Source organism: Caldimonas taiwanensis NBRC 104434 (assembly GCF_001592165.1).
GTDB lineage: Bacteria > Pseudomonadota > Gammaproteobacteria > Burkholderiales > Burkholderiaceae_C > Caldimonas > Caldimonas manganoxidans.
This window is the reverse complement of record NZ_BCWK01000003.1, coordinates 142,540-155,300: the sequence shown is the minus strand read 5'-3', so window position 1 is coordinate 155,300 and position 12,761 is coordinate 142,540. Positions and strand designations below refer to the sequence as shown.

The 12,761-nt window shown below is 65.9% G+C and carries 16 protein-coding genes; 10 read left to right on the top strand and 6 right to left on the bottom strand.

What is annotated here, in order from left to right:
- Positions 1-95 precede the first annotated feature (95 nt).
- The 3 genes from CTA01S_RS04100 to CTA01S_RS04090 all read right to left on the bottom strand — a co-directional run bounded on the left by CTA01S_RS04100 (position 96) and on the right by CTA01S_RS04090 (position 2,441).
- Positions 96-851 carry an SDR family NAD(P)-dependent oxidoreductase gene (locus tag CTA01S_RS04100; protein ID WP_062192471.1) on the bottom strand — a complete coding sequence of 252 codons (756 nt, stop codon included), beginning with the start codon at positions 849-851 and terminating at the stop codon, positions 96-98.
- Between the two features lie 22 nt (positions 852-873).
- A complete protein-coding gene (locus tag CTA01S_RS04095) occupies positions 874-1,347 on the bottom strand; it encodes a protein-tyrosine phosphatase family protein (protein ID WP_062192468.1) in 474 nt (157 codons plus the stop codon).
- Between the two features lie 158 nt (positions 1,348-1,505).
- On the bottom strand, positions 1,506-2,441 hold the full coding sequence (locus CTA01S_RS04090; protein WP_062192669.1) for a Tim44 domain-containing protein: 936 nt from the start codon (positions 2,439-2,441) through the stop codon (positions 1,506-1,508).
- Positions 2,442-2,726: 285 nt separating this feature from the next.
- Here CTA01S_RS04090 and CTA01S_RS04085 point away from each other — a divergent pair, with 285 nt between their 5' ends.
- From CTA01S_RS04085 to CTA01S_RS04065, 5 genes are all read left to right on the top strand, one after another.
- Entirely contained in the window at positions 2,727-3,587 is an 861-nt protein-coding gene (locus CTA01S_RS04085) for a DUF3014 domain-containing protein (protein WP_062192463.1), read from the top strand.
- Between the two features lie 123 nt (positions 3,588-3,710).
- Positions 3,711-4,478 carry a septum site-determining protein MinC gene (gene minC / locus CTA01S_RS04080; protein WP_084362287.1) on the top strand — a complete coding sequence of 256 codons (768 nt, stop codon included), beginning with the start codon at positions 3,711-3,713 and terminating at the stop codon, positions 4,476-4,478.
- Between the two features lie 45 nt (positions 4,479-4,523).
- The gene (gene minD / locus CTA01S_RS04075; RefSeq protein WP_062192459.1) at positions 4,524-5,339 is read left to right on the top strand and encodes a septum site-determining protein MinD; all 816 of its coding nucleotides are present in this window, start codon (positions 4,524-4,526) and stop codon (positions 5,337-5,339) included.
- A 3-nt stretch (positions 5,340-5,342) separates the two neighbouring features.
- Positions 5,343-5,603, top strand: a complete 261-nt coding sequence (gene minE, locus CTA01S_RS04070) for a cell division topological specificity factor MinE (protein WP_019559205.1) — start codon at positions 5,343-5,345, stop codon at positions 5,601-5,603.
- A 102-nt stretch (positions 5,604-5,705) separates the two neighbouring features.
- Positions 5,706-6,005: a flagellar basal body rod protein FlgC gene (locus CTA01S_RS04065; RefSeq protein ID WP_062192454.1), complete on the top strand. Its 300-nt coding sequence runs from the start codon at positions 5,706-5,708 to the stop codon at positions 6,003-6,005.
- Between the two features lie 47 nt (positions 6,006-6,052).
- On the opposite strand, the gene CTA01S_RS04060 is transcribed toward CTA01S_RS04065, so the two are convergent.
- Positions 6,053-6,514 (bottom strand): CopD family protein, encoded by a 462-nt coding sequence (locus tag CTA01S_RS04060; protein ID WP_019559207.1) that lies wholly within the window; start codon positions 6,512-6,514, stop codon positions 6,053-6,055.
- A 170-nt stretch (positions 6,515-6,684) separates the two neighbouring features.
- Between CTA01S_RS04060 and CTA01S_RS04055 the strand changes: the two genes are divergently transcribed.
- Together CTA01S_RS04055 and CTA01S_RS04050 are read left to right on the top strand one after the other, a co-directional pair.
- Entirely contained in the window at positions 6,685-6,936 is a 252-nt protein-coding gene (locus CTA01S_RS04055; protein ID WP_019559208.1) for a hypothetical protein, read from the top strand.
- 54 nt (positions 6,937-6,990) lie between these two features.
- Positions 6,991-7,314: a hypothetical protein gene (locus CTA01S_RS04050; protein WP_062192450.1), complete on the top strand. Its 324-nt coding sequence runs from the start codon at positions 6,991-6,993 to the stop codon at positions 7,312-7,314.
- A gap of 21 nt (positions 7,315-7,335) precedes the next feature.
- On the opposite strand, the gene CTA01S_RS04045 is transcribed toward CTA01S_RS04050, so the two are convergent.
- Positions 7,336-9,393 carry a glutamine--tRNA ligase gene (locus CTA01S_RS04045; RefSeq protein WP_062192446.1) on the bottom strand — a complete coding sequence of 686 codons (2,058 nt, stop codon included), beginning with the start codon at positions 9,391-9,393 and terminating at the stop codon, positions 7,336-7,338.
- Between the two features lie 146 nt (positions 9,394-9,539).
- On the opposite strand from CTA01S_RS04045, the gene CTA01S_RS16950 reads away from it, so the two are divergent.
- Together CTA01S_RS16950 and CTA01S_RS04040 are read left to right on the top strand one after the other, a co-directional pair.
- Positions 9,540-9,662: a hypothetical protein gene (locus CTA01S_RS16950; RefSeq protein ID WP_259370074.1), complete on the top strand. Its 123-nt coding sequence runs from the start codon at positions 9,540-9,542 to the stop codon at positions 9,660-9,662.
- A gap of 212 nt (positions 9,663-9,874) precedes the next feature.
- Entirely contained in the window at positions 9,875-10,210 is a 336-nt protein-coding gene (locus tag CTA01S_RS04040; RefSeq protein ID WP_084362286.1) for a hypothetical protein, read from the top strand.
- A 184-nt stretch (positions 10,211-10,394) separates the two neighbouring features.
- Here the strand turns inward: CTA01S_RS04040 and CTA01S_RS04035 are convergent, their stop codons facing one another.
- Positions 10,395-11,912 (bottom strand): helicase HerA-like domain-containing protein, encoded by a 1,518-nt coding sequence (locus tag CTA01S_RS04035; protein ID WP_062192443.1) that lies wholly within the window; start codon positions 11,910-11,912, stop codon positions 10,395-10,397.
- Positions 11,913-12,029: 117 nt separating this feature from the next.
- Here CTA01S_RS04035 and CTA01S_RS04030 point away from each other — a divergent pair, with 117 nt between their 5' ends.
- On the top strand, positions 12,030-12,755 hold the full coding sequence (locus CTA01S_RS04030; protein WP_062192441.1) for a YebC/PmpR family DNA-binding transcriptional regulator: 726 nt from the start codon (positions 12,030-12,032) through the stop codon (positions 12,753-12,755).
- Positions 12,756-12,761 lie beyond the last annotated feature (6 nt).

Below are 12,761 nucleotides of genomic sequence, written 5' to 3'. Positions count from 1 at the left end.
CGAGTCCATCGAGTCGATGATAGGCCGACGATGCCAGTGATCCCAGCACCAACGCGTCCCCCTGGAGTGGGAGATGCGCACCCCCAGTAGGGGGATCAGGCCTCGCGCACGTCGGCCACGGGGTGCTGACCGAAGTCTGGCCGCTCCAGGTACTCGAGCAGCCGGCGTGCAGCGTCTTCGGGGGTGCTGAGCAGCCCCTGGGCCTGCAATTGCACGAATCGCTCATGGTCGGGGAAACCGGCAGGGTCGCTGTGTCGCAGCTGCTCCTGCATGTCCGTGTCGATGACCCCGGGGGCCAGCGACACGATGCGCGCCCCGTGGGGAAGCCGGGCTTGTTCAAGTGCGACACAGCGGCTGAAGTGGTCCATTCCGGCTTTGGCCGCGCAGTAGGCGGCACTCCCGGCCATCGCCCGTCGCCCCAGGCCCGAGGAGACGTTGAGCACTTTGCGCGGAACGCTCCAGTGCTGCGTGGCTCGCAAGAAGGCGCTGGTCAGTAGCAGTGGCGCCTCCAGCCCCACGCGCAAGGCGTGGGCCAGGTCGGTCGCGTCGCTGTCCTCCAACGGGCCCACGCGTGAGATCACGCCGGCATTGTTGATCAGTGTCGCGCTGGCCACGGCCTTGGGGTCGTGGCCCTTCAACCAGGCACTCAGGCGTTGGGCCGCGGTCTGGGCATCGGCCAGATCCTGGCTCCATTGCTCGCAAGAGGCGCCTGCGGCCCGGGCTTCATCGGCCAGCGCTTCGTTGGTGCGGCGCGACAAGCACAGCAAGCGATGGGCTGGCCCAAGCAGTTGGCGCGCCAAGGCCAGGCCCAACCCGCGCGAAGCGCCGGTGATGATGTAAAGATGGTGCATGCTCTACCGTGGGCAAGAAGATTCAAAACCAGTGGACCAGTCCGGATTGCTGGGCGTTTTGCGGGTTCGAGCCCGCAGCAATCACCTGCTGCAAGGCCGTGGTCGTCGGCCACCCCAGCTGTTTGAGCACACAGGCCGCCATCGTGCCTGTGCGTCCGATGCCTGCGGCGCAATGGATCAGCACCGATTCACCCTGGGCCACGGCGCTGGCCACCCGTTGCACCGCGGTGCGGAACTCGGCTTCGTCCAGCGGCAGACCGAAGTTGCGCATCACCAACTGCTCCCAGCGACATGGCAGGCTGCCTTGCCCGATGGCTTGGGCATAGGCTGGGGACAGCGCTCTGACCTCTTCCAGGCTGGTCAGGCACAGGATGCGGTCGAGGCGTCGGCGCTGGGCTTCGGCCAGAAACTCGCCCCAGGGTTCGAAGCGACCGGGCATGCTATGCAGCCAGAGCGAGCCGGTCGTGCCTGAGGGCAGGGCCAAGGAACGGAACATGATGCTGCGTGCAGACCTGGAAGGAGCAGACGGTGCCCTGGGACACGTCATTGTGCCTTGGCCACGGGGGCGGTGGGACGCACACGGCGGGACACACACACAACAAACAACAAACAAGGCGGCCCCATGGGGGCCGCCTGGGGCGGTTCGGCGCCGGGTCAGTGCAGGGCCGGCGGCGTGGTGTTCTGGGTGATCCCGGCGATGGCCCACTCGCGATGACCGTCCAGCGGCTTGACGAAATGCCACAGCTCGTCGAAAGGCTCGGCCGCGGCATCGGCTGCTTCTCGGATCAGACCGTGGAAGCGCACACTGACCACTTGCTGCCCCTCTTCTTGTGCGACGTCCACCACCTGCGCATCGAGCTGCAGCACATCGGTGCGCTGAGGGGCGCCACGGCGCTCGTGCAGATCCAGTTGCACGGCGGCGAACAGCTCGGGGGTGGTGAACTTGCGCAAATCCTCGACTTCGCCGGCGTCATGCGCGGCCTGCATGCGGATGAAGAGCATCTTGGCAATGCGTTCGAAACCGGCCCGATCGAAATCGGCGGGCCACGGGGAGGCCCCGGTCACGGCAGGCGCGGCCGCCGGGGCGGCCGACGAGCCGACACCCGCTGTGGCGCCCTGTGCGCCGGCCCAAGACGGCGTGGCCCTGCCTGCGGCCGTGGCACCGGCATACTGCAGCCCGCCTTGGGTGGGTTGGGGCATGGAGCGGCGCAGCAGCCAGCGGACCAGCACGAACGCCAGCAAGGCGATCAGGACCAAGGTCATGGCATGCGCCAAGGTCTCACCGAAGCCGAGGTGGCTGGCCAATGCGGCCAAACCCAGACCGGCGGCCAGGCCAGCGATTGGCCCCATCCATGAACGCTGACCGGCCGCAGCGGCCCCCCCACTGGACGGGGCAGGATTGGTGGCGGTCGAGCCGTTGTGCTGCGCTGGACGTGCCGGCGTGGCTTCGGCCGGGCGGGGCGGCGGAGCCTGTCGTTGCATTCCCACCGATCCGCCACCGCCGAAGCGGCGCGCATCTGCATCCAAGGGGGCCAAGCCCAGGCTCAGGCCGGCCAGGGCCATCGAGAGGGTCAACAGGAATGTTTTCAATCCGAGCTCCATGCAGGTCGTCGGGGGATGAAGGACGGGTGTGTAGAGACGAGAGAGACGGGTGTGTGTGCCCTTGCAGAGTCACTCCAAGGAATTCGATCAAAAACCGCGCGGAAGGTTCGCCAAGCCCCCAAGCGGCCTCGGGTTAATGCGCCGTGGCTTGACAGCACGGGGTTGCGCCGGAGGATGGGTGTGGAGCGACGGCCGCGCGTGCGGCGATGGGCTCGCGCCCTCACCCGCGTCTGGCCGCGATCCCTGAGACCCATCCTGCGAGGACGACGAGGCATGCCCTCCAAAGCGACCACCGTCATCATCAGTGTGTTGGTGACCCTGTTTCTGGCGGCAGCGGCCTGGCTGGTCTGGGAGCGCCAGATGCGGCCTGCGGCCTCCGAAGCGGCCGTGGCCAGCTCGGCCTCCCAGGTTCGGCCGTCCGAGGCGCCCGCCCCGCCGGTCGAGGCGGCGCCCACCCTGCAGCATCCGGTGGATCGGCTGGCGGTGGCGGCCTCGGCCGACGCCGAAGCGCATGACCGCTCGGGGGAGACGGTGCTCGAGGCGTTGAACCGGCTGCTGGGGCGCCAGGCCGTGCATCGATTTCTGCTCACGGATGATTTCGTGCGCCGCGTGGTGGCCACCACCGATCAGCTGGCCCGACCGCAGGCGCCGTCACGTCTGTGGCCGGTGGCCCCGGCACCGGGGCGCTTCCAAGTGGAGTCACGCCAGGGGCGCACCGTGATTGCGGCCGCCAATGCAGACCGCTACGAACCGTTCGTGCGCTTCATCGAGTCGATCGATCTGACCGCAGCGGCAGCGCTGTACGTGCGTCACTATGGGCGCTTCCAGGCGGCGTATGAGGAACTGGGGTATCCCGGGCGCTACTTCAACGATCGCATGGTCGCGGTGGTCGACCATCTGCTGGACTGCCCCGAGCCGACCGAGCCGGTGGCAGTGCGGCTTCCCGAGGTGCAGGGGCCGGTGCAGCCAGCGCGGCCCTGGGTGATGTACGAATACGAGGATGCGCGCTTGCAGACGCTGTCGGCCGGGCACAAGCTGATGCTGCGCTTGGGCCCAGACCAACGCCAGCGGCTCAAAGAGCGCCTGGCCGAATGGCGACGGCTGATCACGACCCGGGATCCGGGGCGCCAGTAAAAAACGAGTTTGTGTTGGCGCCCGAGGGTGTGGGCGCGGTGGGCAGGGCGTGTCTGAATGTGTCGGCCGGTCGGCAGGCTCGGGGCCAGCCGGTAAACTCGGGCCCTTTGAAACCCCCATGGCATGACTGTGCGCACCACCGATCCGATGGCCGCATCCCTCGGGGCACCCGGCTGTGCTCCGTTCGAACTGCGCAGCGCTTCGCTGACCCTGGAAACCGTGTCTTTGCGCACCCGTGACCTGGATGTCCTGCAGGCCGCACTGCAGGCGCAGCTGGGCGCCAGCCCCGGAGCTTTCGATGGGGAGCCGGTCCTGGTGGACCTGGGGCCGGTGGCTGACGATGCGCCGCCGTTGGATCTGGCCGCCTTGGTGGCGCTGCTGCGGGCCTATCGGATGCAGCCTGTGGCCGTGCGCGGCGGCACCGCGGCCGACCGCGAGGCTGCCCGTGCGTTGGGGCTGATCGAAGCGCCGGAGTCCTCGGGCATGCGCGAGCCCCGCGCGCCGATCCAAGAGGTCGTGCGCGAGGTCAGGGTGGAAGTGCCCGTCGAAGTCCCGGTGGAGGTGCCCACGATGGTGATCGAGCGGCCCCTGCGCTCGGGCCAGCAGGTCTATGCCAAGGGCGGGGACTTGATCGTGCTGGCGGCCGTGAATTTCGGTGCCGAGGTCATCGCCGATGGCCATGTGCATGTCTACGCCCCGCTGCGCGGCAAGGCGATTGCCGGGGCACGGGGCAACATCCATGCGCGCATCTTCAGCACCTGCCTCGAACCGGAACTGGTGGCCATCGCCGGCACCTACCGCACCACCGAGACGCCGTTGCCCGCCGAGGTGCTGGGCAAGCCGGCCCAGATCCGGCTGGAAGGTGACCGTCTCATCTTCCAGCCAGTGTGACCCCGTTCAACGACGAATCGTTCTCAGACACAAGGACTGCCTTCCATGGCCAAAATCATCGTGGTGACTTCCGGCAAGGGTGGCGTGGGCAAGACCACCACCAGCGCCAGCTTCGCCTCGGGCCTCGCATTGCGGGGCCACAAGACCGCCGTCATCGACTTCGACGTGGGGCTGCGCAACCTGGACCTCATCATGGGCTGCGAGCGTCGGGTGGTTTACGACCTGATCAATGTCATCCACCAAGAAGCCCATCTGCACCAGGCGCTCATCAAGGACAAGCATTGTGAGCACTTGTATGTGCTGGCGGCGTCGCAAACCCGCGACAAGGAGGCGCTGACCAAGGACGGTGTGCAGCGGGTGCTGGCCGAGCTGGAGGAGATGGGTTTCGAGTACATCGTCTGCGACTCGCCGGCGGGCATCGAGACTGGCGCGCTGATGGCCATGCACTTTGCCGACGAGGCGTTGGTGGTCACCAACCCCGAAGTGTCCTCGGTGCGCGATTCAGACCGCATCCTGGGCATGCTCAATTCCAAGACCCAGCGCGCCATCGACAAGCGCGAGCCGGTCAAGGAGCATCTGCTCATCACCCGGTACAACCCGCACCGCGTGGAAGGTGGACAGATGCTGTCTTTGGAGGACATCCATGAGATCTTGCGCATCCCGCTGATCGGGGTGATTCCCGAGTCCGAGACGGTGCTCACGGCCTCCAACCAGGGGGTGCCGGTCATCCACATGCAAGGCAGCGATGTGTCCGAGGCTTACAAGGATGTGGTGGCTCGGTTCTTGGGTGAAGACAGACCCATGCGCTTCGTCGAGGCGGCCAAGCCGAGCTTTTTCAAGCGCTTGTTCGGGGGTAAATGACCCATGGGCTTTCTTTCATTCTTTCTCGACAAGAAGCCCAGTTCGGCCAGCACGGCCAAGGAACGGCTGCAACTCATCCTGGCCCATGAGCGCGGCCAGCGCAGTCGCAGCCCCGACTATCTGCCCGAGTTGCAGCGCGAGCTGATGGCCGTGATCTCCAAGTACGTGTCGGTCAACCCCGACGACATCAAAGTGCACCTCGAACGGCAGGACCATCTGGAGGTGCTGGAGGTCAAGATCGAGCTGCCCGACGGCAACCGCTGAATGGCAAAGCCGGCCTGGCCGTGAAAGATGCCACGGCCCCGGCGGCTTGCGTGCCAGACGAGCTCAGCCACCGGCCATGCGTGGCGCTAAGCTGGGGAGCCGATGAGCCGTCTGCCTGCGATCGCTTCGTCCGGTCTGCAAGCCGCCTCGACCCAGCTGGGCGTGGCGGCGCACAACATCGCCCATGCTCAGACGCCGGGTTTGCGGCCTCAGCAGGTGGTGTTGGAGACGCAACCGGCCGGCGGGGTGCAGGCCGCCATCGTGTCGGCATCGCAACCTGGCGTCGCGCTGGCCCAGGAAATGCTTCGGCAGAGGGCGGCCAGCGATGCCTACATGGCCAATGCGCTGGTATTGCAAACCCATCAACGCACGCTGGGCCGTTTGCTCGACATGCAAGCCTGAGGCGGGCTGAGGGACTCGGTGGGCGTGCCCAAGGGCCGGGCCTCGGCTCACAGCATGCGGCCCAGGGTCGCGAGGGTGTAGACCGCCACGCCCAGCCCCAGGTTGGTGGCCACCCAACGCCCGATGGCCTGCAGCACTGAAGCGGCTGCCTGCCACTGGCCGCTGCGGACGGCTTGCTGCAAGCGCGGGTAGGCCGCCCAGCGAATGTGGCCGAAGACGGCCATCATCAACAGCCCAAGTGTGGCCATCGCATGCACGCTCCAGTGGACCGCACCGAAGCCCCCTTGCGCGAAGACCATCGCCAGCCCCGTGAGCAAGAGCACCGCGATGGCGGCCGCCACTCCATGGAGAAAGCGCCCCAGGGCGGCCGTCAGAAAGGGCAGGCGCTGGGCAGGGTCGAGGTGGCTGATTGCGGTTGGCCTCACGGCAAAGTGCATGCAGGCCATGCCCCCAACCCAGAAGGTGGCGGCCAGCAGATGAAGGATGAGGAGCACGGTGTACACAGTCATGAAGAGCGCGCGTTGCGTGAGGGGTGTCACGAATCGGGCCCGAGCCTGTCAGACGAGTTCCTAGGTGTGCCTTGGAAACGCGCTGACCCATGGTATGGGGATGCAAGCAGTGAATTCCCGCAGGGTGGCCACTAGATTGTTCTCATCGTACCGTTTTCGGGGAGTTCCATATGGAAGCCGTGCTTGAACCCCAAGCCTGCGCGACCCGCTATGAGTTGCGTTTTCAGTCGCTTTTCCATCCCGGGCGCGGGCTGTGCTTTCCCTGCGATGCCCAGGGGCGGGTGGACCTGGATGCCTTGAGCGATCGCGCACGAGAAAACTACCTCTATGCCCGCGCCGTGGTGGGCCGGGAGTATGCGCACCCCTCGGTCGTGCCTTGCGACGGTGGGGGGATGCCCGGCGATCGGGGCAGACCGTCTTGAAAACCGGGTCTCTGACCCCAGCTTTGCCACCGAGACAGTGTTTGCCATTCAGCCATGAACGACACGACCATCCAGGTGCCGGCCCGCCTGCTGGGCCTCGTGATGATGGCGCGGCTGTTGCAGCGGCTGGACACCAGCCGCGAACCCGTCGATGCTCGGCAGTACCACGACGTGGTGCGGCGCTTACAGGATTTGCTGCGGACCACGCCCGTGGACGACGCGCTCAAGGCCGTGCTGAATGCCTACCCAGCCGCCGGCGAGGTGTATGAAAACCTGCGCTACGAGCATGCCGGCCTGTGCCTGCAGCCGCTGGAACGCTCGATGGGCACCGAACTGCAAGCCCGGGAGGTGCTGCGTCGGGTGGCACGGATGCGATGAGGGACCGAAGGGACGAGAGGCTCACTTCCCCCAGCCATCCTTCAGCCCGGTGATCCGGTTGAACACCGGTCGGCCGGCGGCATGGTCCTTGCGGTCGGCGCCAAAGTAGCCATGCCGCTCGAATTGAAACCGGTCTTCGGCCTGCGCCTGGGCCAACACCGGCTCCACATAAGCGGTCACGACCTTCAGGCTGGCGGGGTTCAGCACGGCTTTGAAGTCCTTGCCGCCGGCGTCCGGCTGGGGGTCGGTGAAGAGGCGGTCGTACAGGCGTACCTCGGCCTGCAGGGCCTCATGCGCGCCCACCCAGGTGATGGTGCCTTTGACTTTGACGGCATCGGCCCCAGGCGTGCCGCTTTTGGTATCGGGTAGCACGGAGGCCAGCACGGCCGTCACGCGGCCTGCGTCGTCTTTTTCGCAGCCGGTGCACTCGATCACGTAGCCGTATTTCAGCCGAACTTTGTTGCCGGGAAAGAGGCGGAAAAAGCCTTTGGGTGGGGTTTCGGCAAAGTCCTCGCGCTCGATCCACAGTTCAGGCCCCAGGCTGAAACGCCGCTGGCCGAGTTCCGGTCGCTGCGGATGCACCGGGGCCGTGCAGGGCTCGAGGTGCTCGGCGCTGCCAAACACGAGCGCCCAGTTGGTCAGCTTGAGCTTGACAGGGTCGAGCACGGCCATCGCCCGCGGGGCTTTGCCTTCCAGGTCGTCGCGCAAGGCGATCTCGAGGTTGGCGTAATCGATCCAACCGCCGGCTTTGCTGACGCCGGTACGCTCGCAGAACAACCGAATGGCCTCGGGCGTGTAGCCACGCCGGCGCAGGCCAACGATGGTAGGCATGCGCGGGTCGTCCCAGCCGCTGACGATGCCGTCATCCACCAATTGCTTGAGCTTGCGCTTGCTGGTGACCACGTAGGTGAGGTTCAGCCGTGCGAACTCGTACTGATGCGGCAGGTTGAACGGCTCGATCTGGTGTGCTTCCAGAGCCGATGCGAGCAAGGGCGTGAACTGGTGCGCCTGGGTCTTGAGCAACGAGAAGAATGTGGGCAGATCGCGCAGCACCGCATCGCGGTCGTGTTCCCATGTCGTGAACAGGGCGCGCATCTGGCGCTCGGGCTCGCTGTTGGCGCCCAGCTTGTGGGCGTGGTTGTGGCAGTGCAGCGCGAATTCCTTGCCCGCTTCCAAGCCTTGCTGCTCGATGCGCTCGATCAACTGCTTGGCCCGTTCGAACTGCGGCGCACGCAGGATGGGCACGATGCGCTCCAGCACCCAGTCGTAGAAGGGGCGCTGGTCTTCGAACTCCAGCGTGCAGATGCTGTGGGTGATGTTTTCCAGCGCGTCCTCGATCGGGTGTGCGAAGGTGTACATCGGGTAGATGCACCACGCATCACCGGTGTTGTGGTGCGTGGCATGCTTGATGCGGTAGATCGCCGGGTCGCGCAGGTTGATGTTGGGCGAGGCCATGTCGATCTTGGCGCGCAGCACCATGGCGCCATCGGGGTGGCGGCCGGCGCGCATCTCTCGAAAGCGCGCCAGGCTTTCTTCGGCGGGGCGGTTGCGGTAAGGGCTGTCGATGCCCGGCTCGGTCAGCGTGCCGCGGTGAGCACGCATTTGTTCCGGCGTTTGTTCGTCCACATAGGCGTGACCGGTCTCGATCAAGTACTCGGCCGCGCGGTACATGAAGTCGAAATAGTTGCTGGCGTAGTAGAGGTGGGTGCTGCCATGGGCTTCCCAGGTCCAACCGAGCCAGCGCACCGCCTCGAGAATGGCATCGACATACTCCTGCTCCTCCTTCTCGGGGTTGGTGTCGTCGAAGCGCATGTGGCACACGCCGCCGTAGTCCTGCGCCAGGCTGAAGTTGATCCAGATGCTCTTGGCATGGCCCACGTGCAGATAGCCGTTGGGCTCCGGGGGAAAGCGCATGCGCACCCGCGCCGGGTCGATGCCACCGCTTTCGTGGTGGCTGCCATCGCCGGGGCTGCCAGCCCAGCGGCGGCCATGGTAGCGGCCCTGGAGCAGGTCGCGCTCGATCACTTGGCGCAGGAAGTTGCTGACTTTGGCGTCGTCTTTGGAAGCAGGGGCCGACATGAGGCTGCTGTGATTCTGGATGACTGAACGGTCATTCTATCGAGCCTCCCCCCCTTCAGAGGGAGGCCGACTCCCCCTTTAGGCCGAGGCGCCGCCTGTGCAGGCGACCTAGACTGCACGGGTGGACACACGGTTGGGGCTGCGCCATGGATGAGCAGGACTTCGATGAGCAACTCGCGGACACCCGGGGTGAGGTGATGGCCCTGTGGATCGGTGCCGCGGGCCTGGTGCTGGTGGCCGTCCTGGGATGGGTGCTGATCGGGTACTAGACGCGGCGTCCGGCGCAGAGCGTGAGTGGACACTTTCGTCGAGCCCCCGGGGTTCACGCCGCGATGGTCGGCATGTGGGGCCGACTCCAGCGGTTTGCATTTGCTTGCAACGTAAAGCAACGTAAAAATGGGCGGATCGAGCCCACCACGACGGCGATCGATGCGTTAATTGGGGCAAGGTCCGCGCTACGTCGGGCCGAAGGAGAAACGCTATGAACCGACGCACCGTCTTTGCCAGCCTGGCCCTTGCGGCAACCGCCATGGGCGCTGCCACGCCGGCCTATGCCGACAAGGTTTATTGGTCCATCGGCATCAGCTCGCCCGGGGTGACGACCACCGTGTCGAACGCCCGCCCGATCTACCATGTTGCGCCGCCGCCGACGGTGGTCTATCCCCCGGTGGTCTATCACGCCCCTGCCGTGGTCTATCCCGCCCCTGCGGTGGTGTATCGGCCTGCGCCGGTGGTGGTGCACCCCGCGCCGGTGGTGGCCTATCCCTATCCGTATTACGGCAAGCCGCGCAAGCATTGGCGCCACCCCCATTACTGATTGAACGGCATCGAAGTCTGGCCGGCCTAGGCGCGGACGAGGAGGCGCGCGCTCACCTCGACTGGCAGCGCTGTGCAGCGTTGGTCTGTCGGCCCGCTTCTCGGGCCGGCTGCGCCCAGACAGTTGCCGCACGCGCAGCATGCCGTGCGCCTGCGCCAGCGTCGCGTTGGGGTTCGATGACCGATCAGCGGCCTCGGCGTGAGCCGCCCAGCAAGCTGCCCAGCACGCCCCGAATGATTTCTCGGCCCACGGTGCTGCCGATGGTGCGAGCGGCCGACTTGGCCAAGGCATCCACGACCCCTTCGCGCCGCCCGCCGCGCGGGCCGGTGGAGCCGAACAGCACGTCGCCCAGGTTGCCGAGCATGCCTGCACCGTCGGCACCCGGCAGGGGCTGGGTCGCACGGGATCCAGCTTGCTCGGCCCCTGCCTGGGCGCGTGCTTTGAGCAGCTCGTAGGCCGATTCCCGGTCTTGGACCTTCTCGTACACCCCTGCCACCAGCGAGCGTTGCAACAGCACGCGCCGTTGCTCGGGCGTGATCGGCCCGATCTGGCTGCCTGGCGGCAGCACGTAGACGCGCTCGGTCACGCCTGGGCGTCCTTTTTCATCCAGGAAACTGACCAGCGCCTCGCCCACGGCCAATTCGGTGATGGCGGCTTGCAGGTCCAGCGAAGGATTGGCGCGCATCGTGCTGGCCGCGGCTTTGACGGCTTTCTGGTCGCGCGGGGTGAAGGCGCGCAGGGCGTGCTGTACCCGATTGCCCAGTTGGGCCAGCACGCTGTCGGGGATGTCCAGCGGGTTTTGAGTCACGAAATACACCCCCACGCCCTTGGAGCGCACCAGGCGTACCACCAACTCGATGCGCTCGAGCAAGGCCTTGGGCGCATCTTTGAACAAGAGGTGCGCTTCGTCGAAGAAGAACACCAGTTTGGGCTTGTCGAGGTCTCCCACTTCGGGCAGCGTCTCGAACAGCTCCGACAGCATCCATAGCAAAAACGAGGCGTACAGCTGAGGTGCGTTCATCAAGCGGTCGGCCGCCAGGATGTTGACGACGCCCTGACCGGCCTCGGTTTGCATGAAGTCCCCGATGTCCAGCATGGGCTCGCCGAAGAAGCGGTTACCGCCTTGTTCTTCGATGCGCAGCAACCCCCGCTGAATGGCCCCCACGCTGGCGGCGCTGATGTGGCCGTAGTCGGTGGTGAACTGCTTGGCGTTGTCGCCGACGAACTGCAGCATGGACCGCAGGTCTTTCAGGTCCAGCAGCAGCAATTGGTGGTCGTCGGCGATCTTGAACACCAGCGTGAGCACGCCTTGCTGAGTTTCGTTCAGGTCGAGCATGCGGCCCAGCAGCAGTGGGCCCATGTCGCTGATGGTGGCGCGCACCGGGTGACCCTGTTCACCGAAGACATCCCACAGGGTGGTCGGGCAAGCCCAAGGCTCAGGCGGGTTCAGGCCGCGCTCGGCCAGGACCTTGGCCACCTTGTCGGGCAAGCTGCCGCGCTGCGAGATGCCGGTGAGATCGCCTTTGACGTCAGCCATGAACACCGGCACGCCGATTTTGGAGAAATTCTCGGCCAGGGTTTGCAGGGTGACGGTCTTGCCCGTGCCCGTGGCTCCGGTGATCAGGCCATGGCGGTTGGCCAGGGCGGGCAGCAGGTGGCATTGGATGTCGCCGCGCTGGGCGATCAAGAGAGGGTCGGCCATGGCAGCAGCTGGTGTGGGTGGCACAAGTAAAATCGCAGTCTATCCAACAAATCCGTTTTCCAAGCGCTGCGCCGGTGGTTTTGCGTGCCGGTGCGGCCTGCCAGGAGCTTTCCGACCATGGCCGGACATTCCAAATGGGCCAACATTCAGCATCGTAAAAGCCGCCAGGACGAAAAGCGCGGCAAGATCTGGACGCGTGTCATCCGCGAGATCATGGTGGCTGCCCGTCAAGGGGGCGGCGACCTCTCGGCCAATCCGCGCTTGCGCTTGGCCGTCGAGAAGGCCAAGGCGGCCAACATGCCGGCCGATACGATCAAGCGCAACATCGACAAGGCCACGGGCAACCTCGAAGGCGTGCATTACGAGGAGGTCCGCTACGAGGGCTATGGCATTGGCGGTGCAGCCGTCATCGTCGATTGCATGACCGACAACCGCGTGCGCACGGTGGCCGAGGTGCGTCATGCCTTCAACAAGCATGGCGGCAATTTGGGCACCGAAGGCTCGGTGGCCTTCCAGTTCAAGCATTGCGGGCAGTTCGTGTTCGCGCCCGGCACCAGCGAGGACAAGGTCATGGAGGTGGCCTTGGACGCCGGCGCCGAAGACGTGCTGACCGATGAGGACGGCAGCATCGAGGTGCTGTGTGCGCCGGCCGACTTCGAGACCGTTCAGCAGGCCTTGCAAGCCGCAGGTCTGAAGGCCGAAGTCGCCGAGGTCACGATGCGTGCTGAAAACACCGTCACCTTGGAAGGCGAAGACGCTGCGCGCATGCGCAAACTGCTGGATGCGCTCGAGGACCTCGACGACGTCCAGGAGGTTTATCACAACGCCGAGATCAACGACTGATCTGGG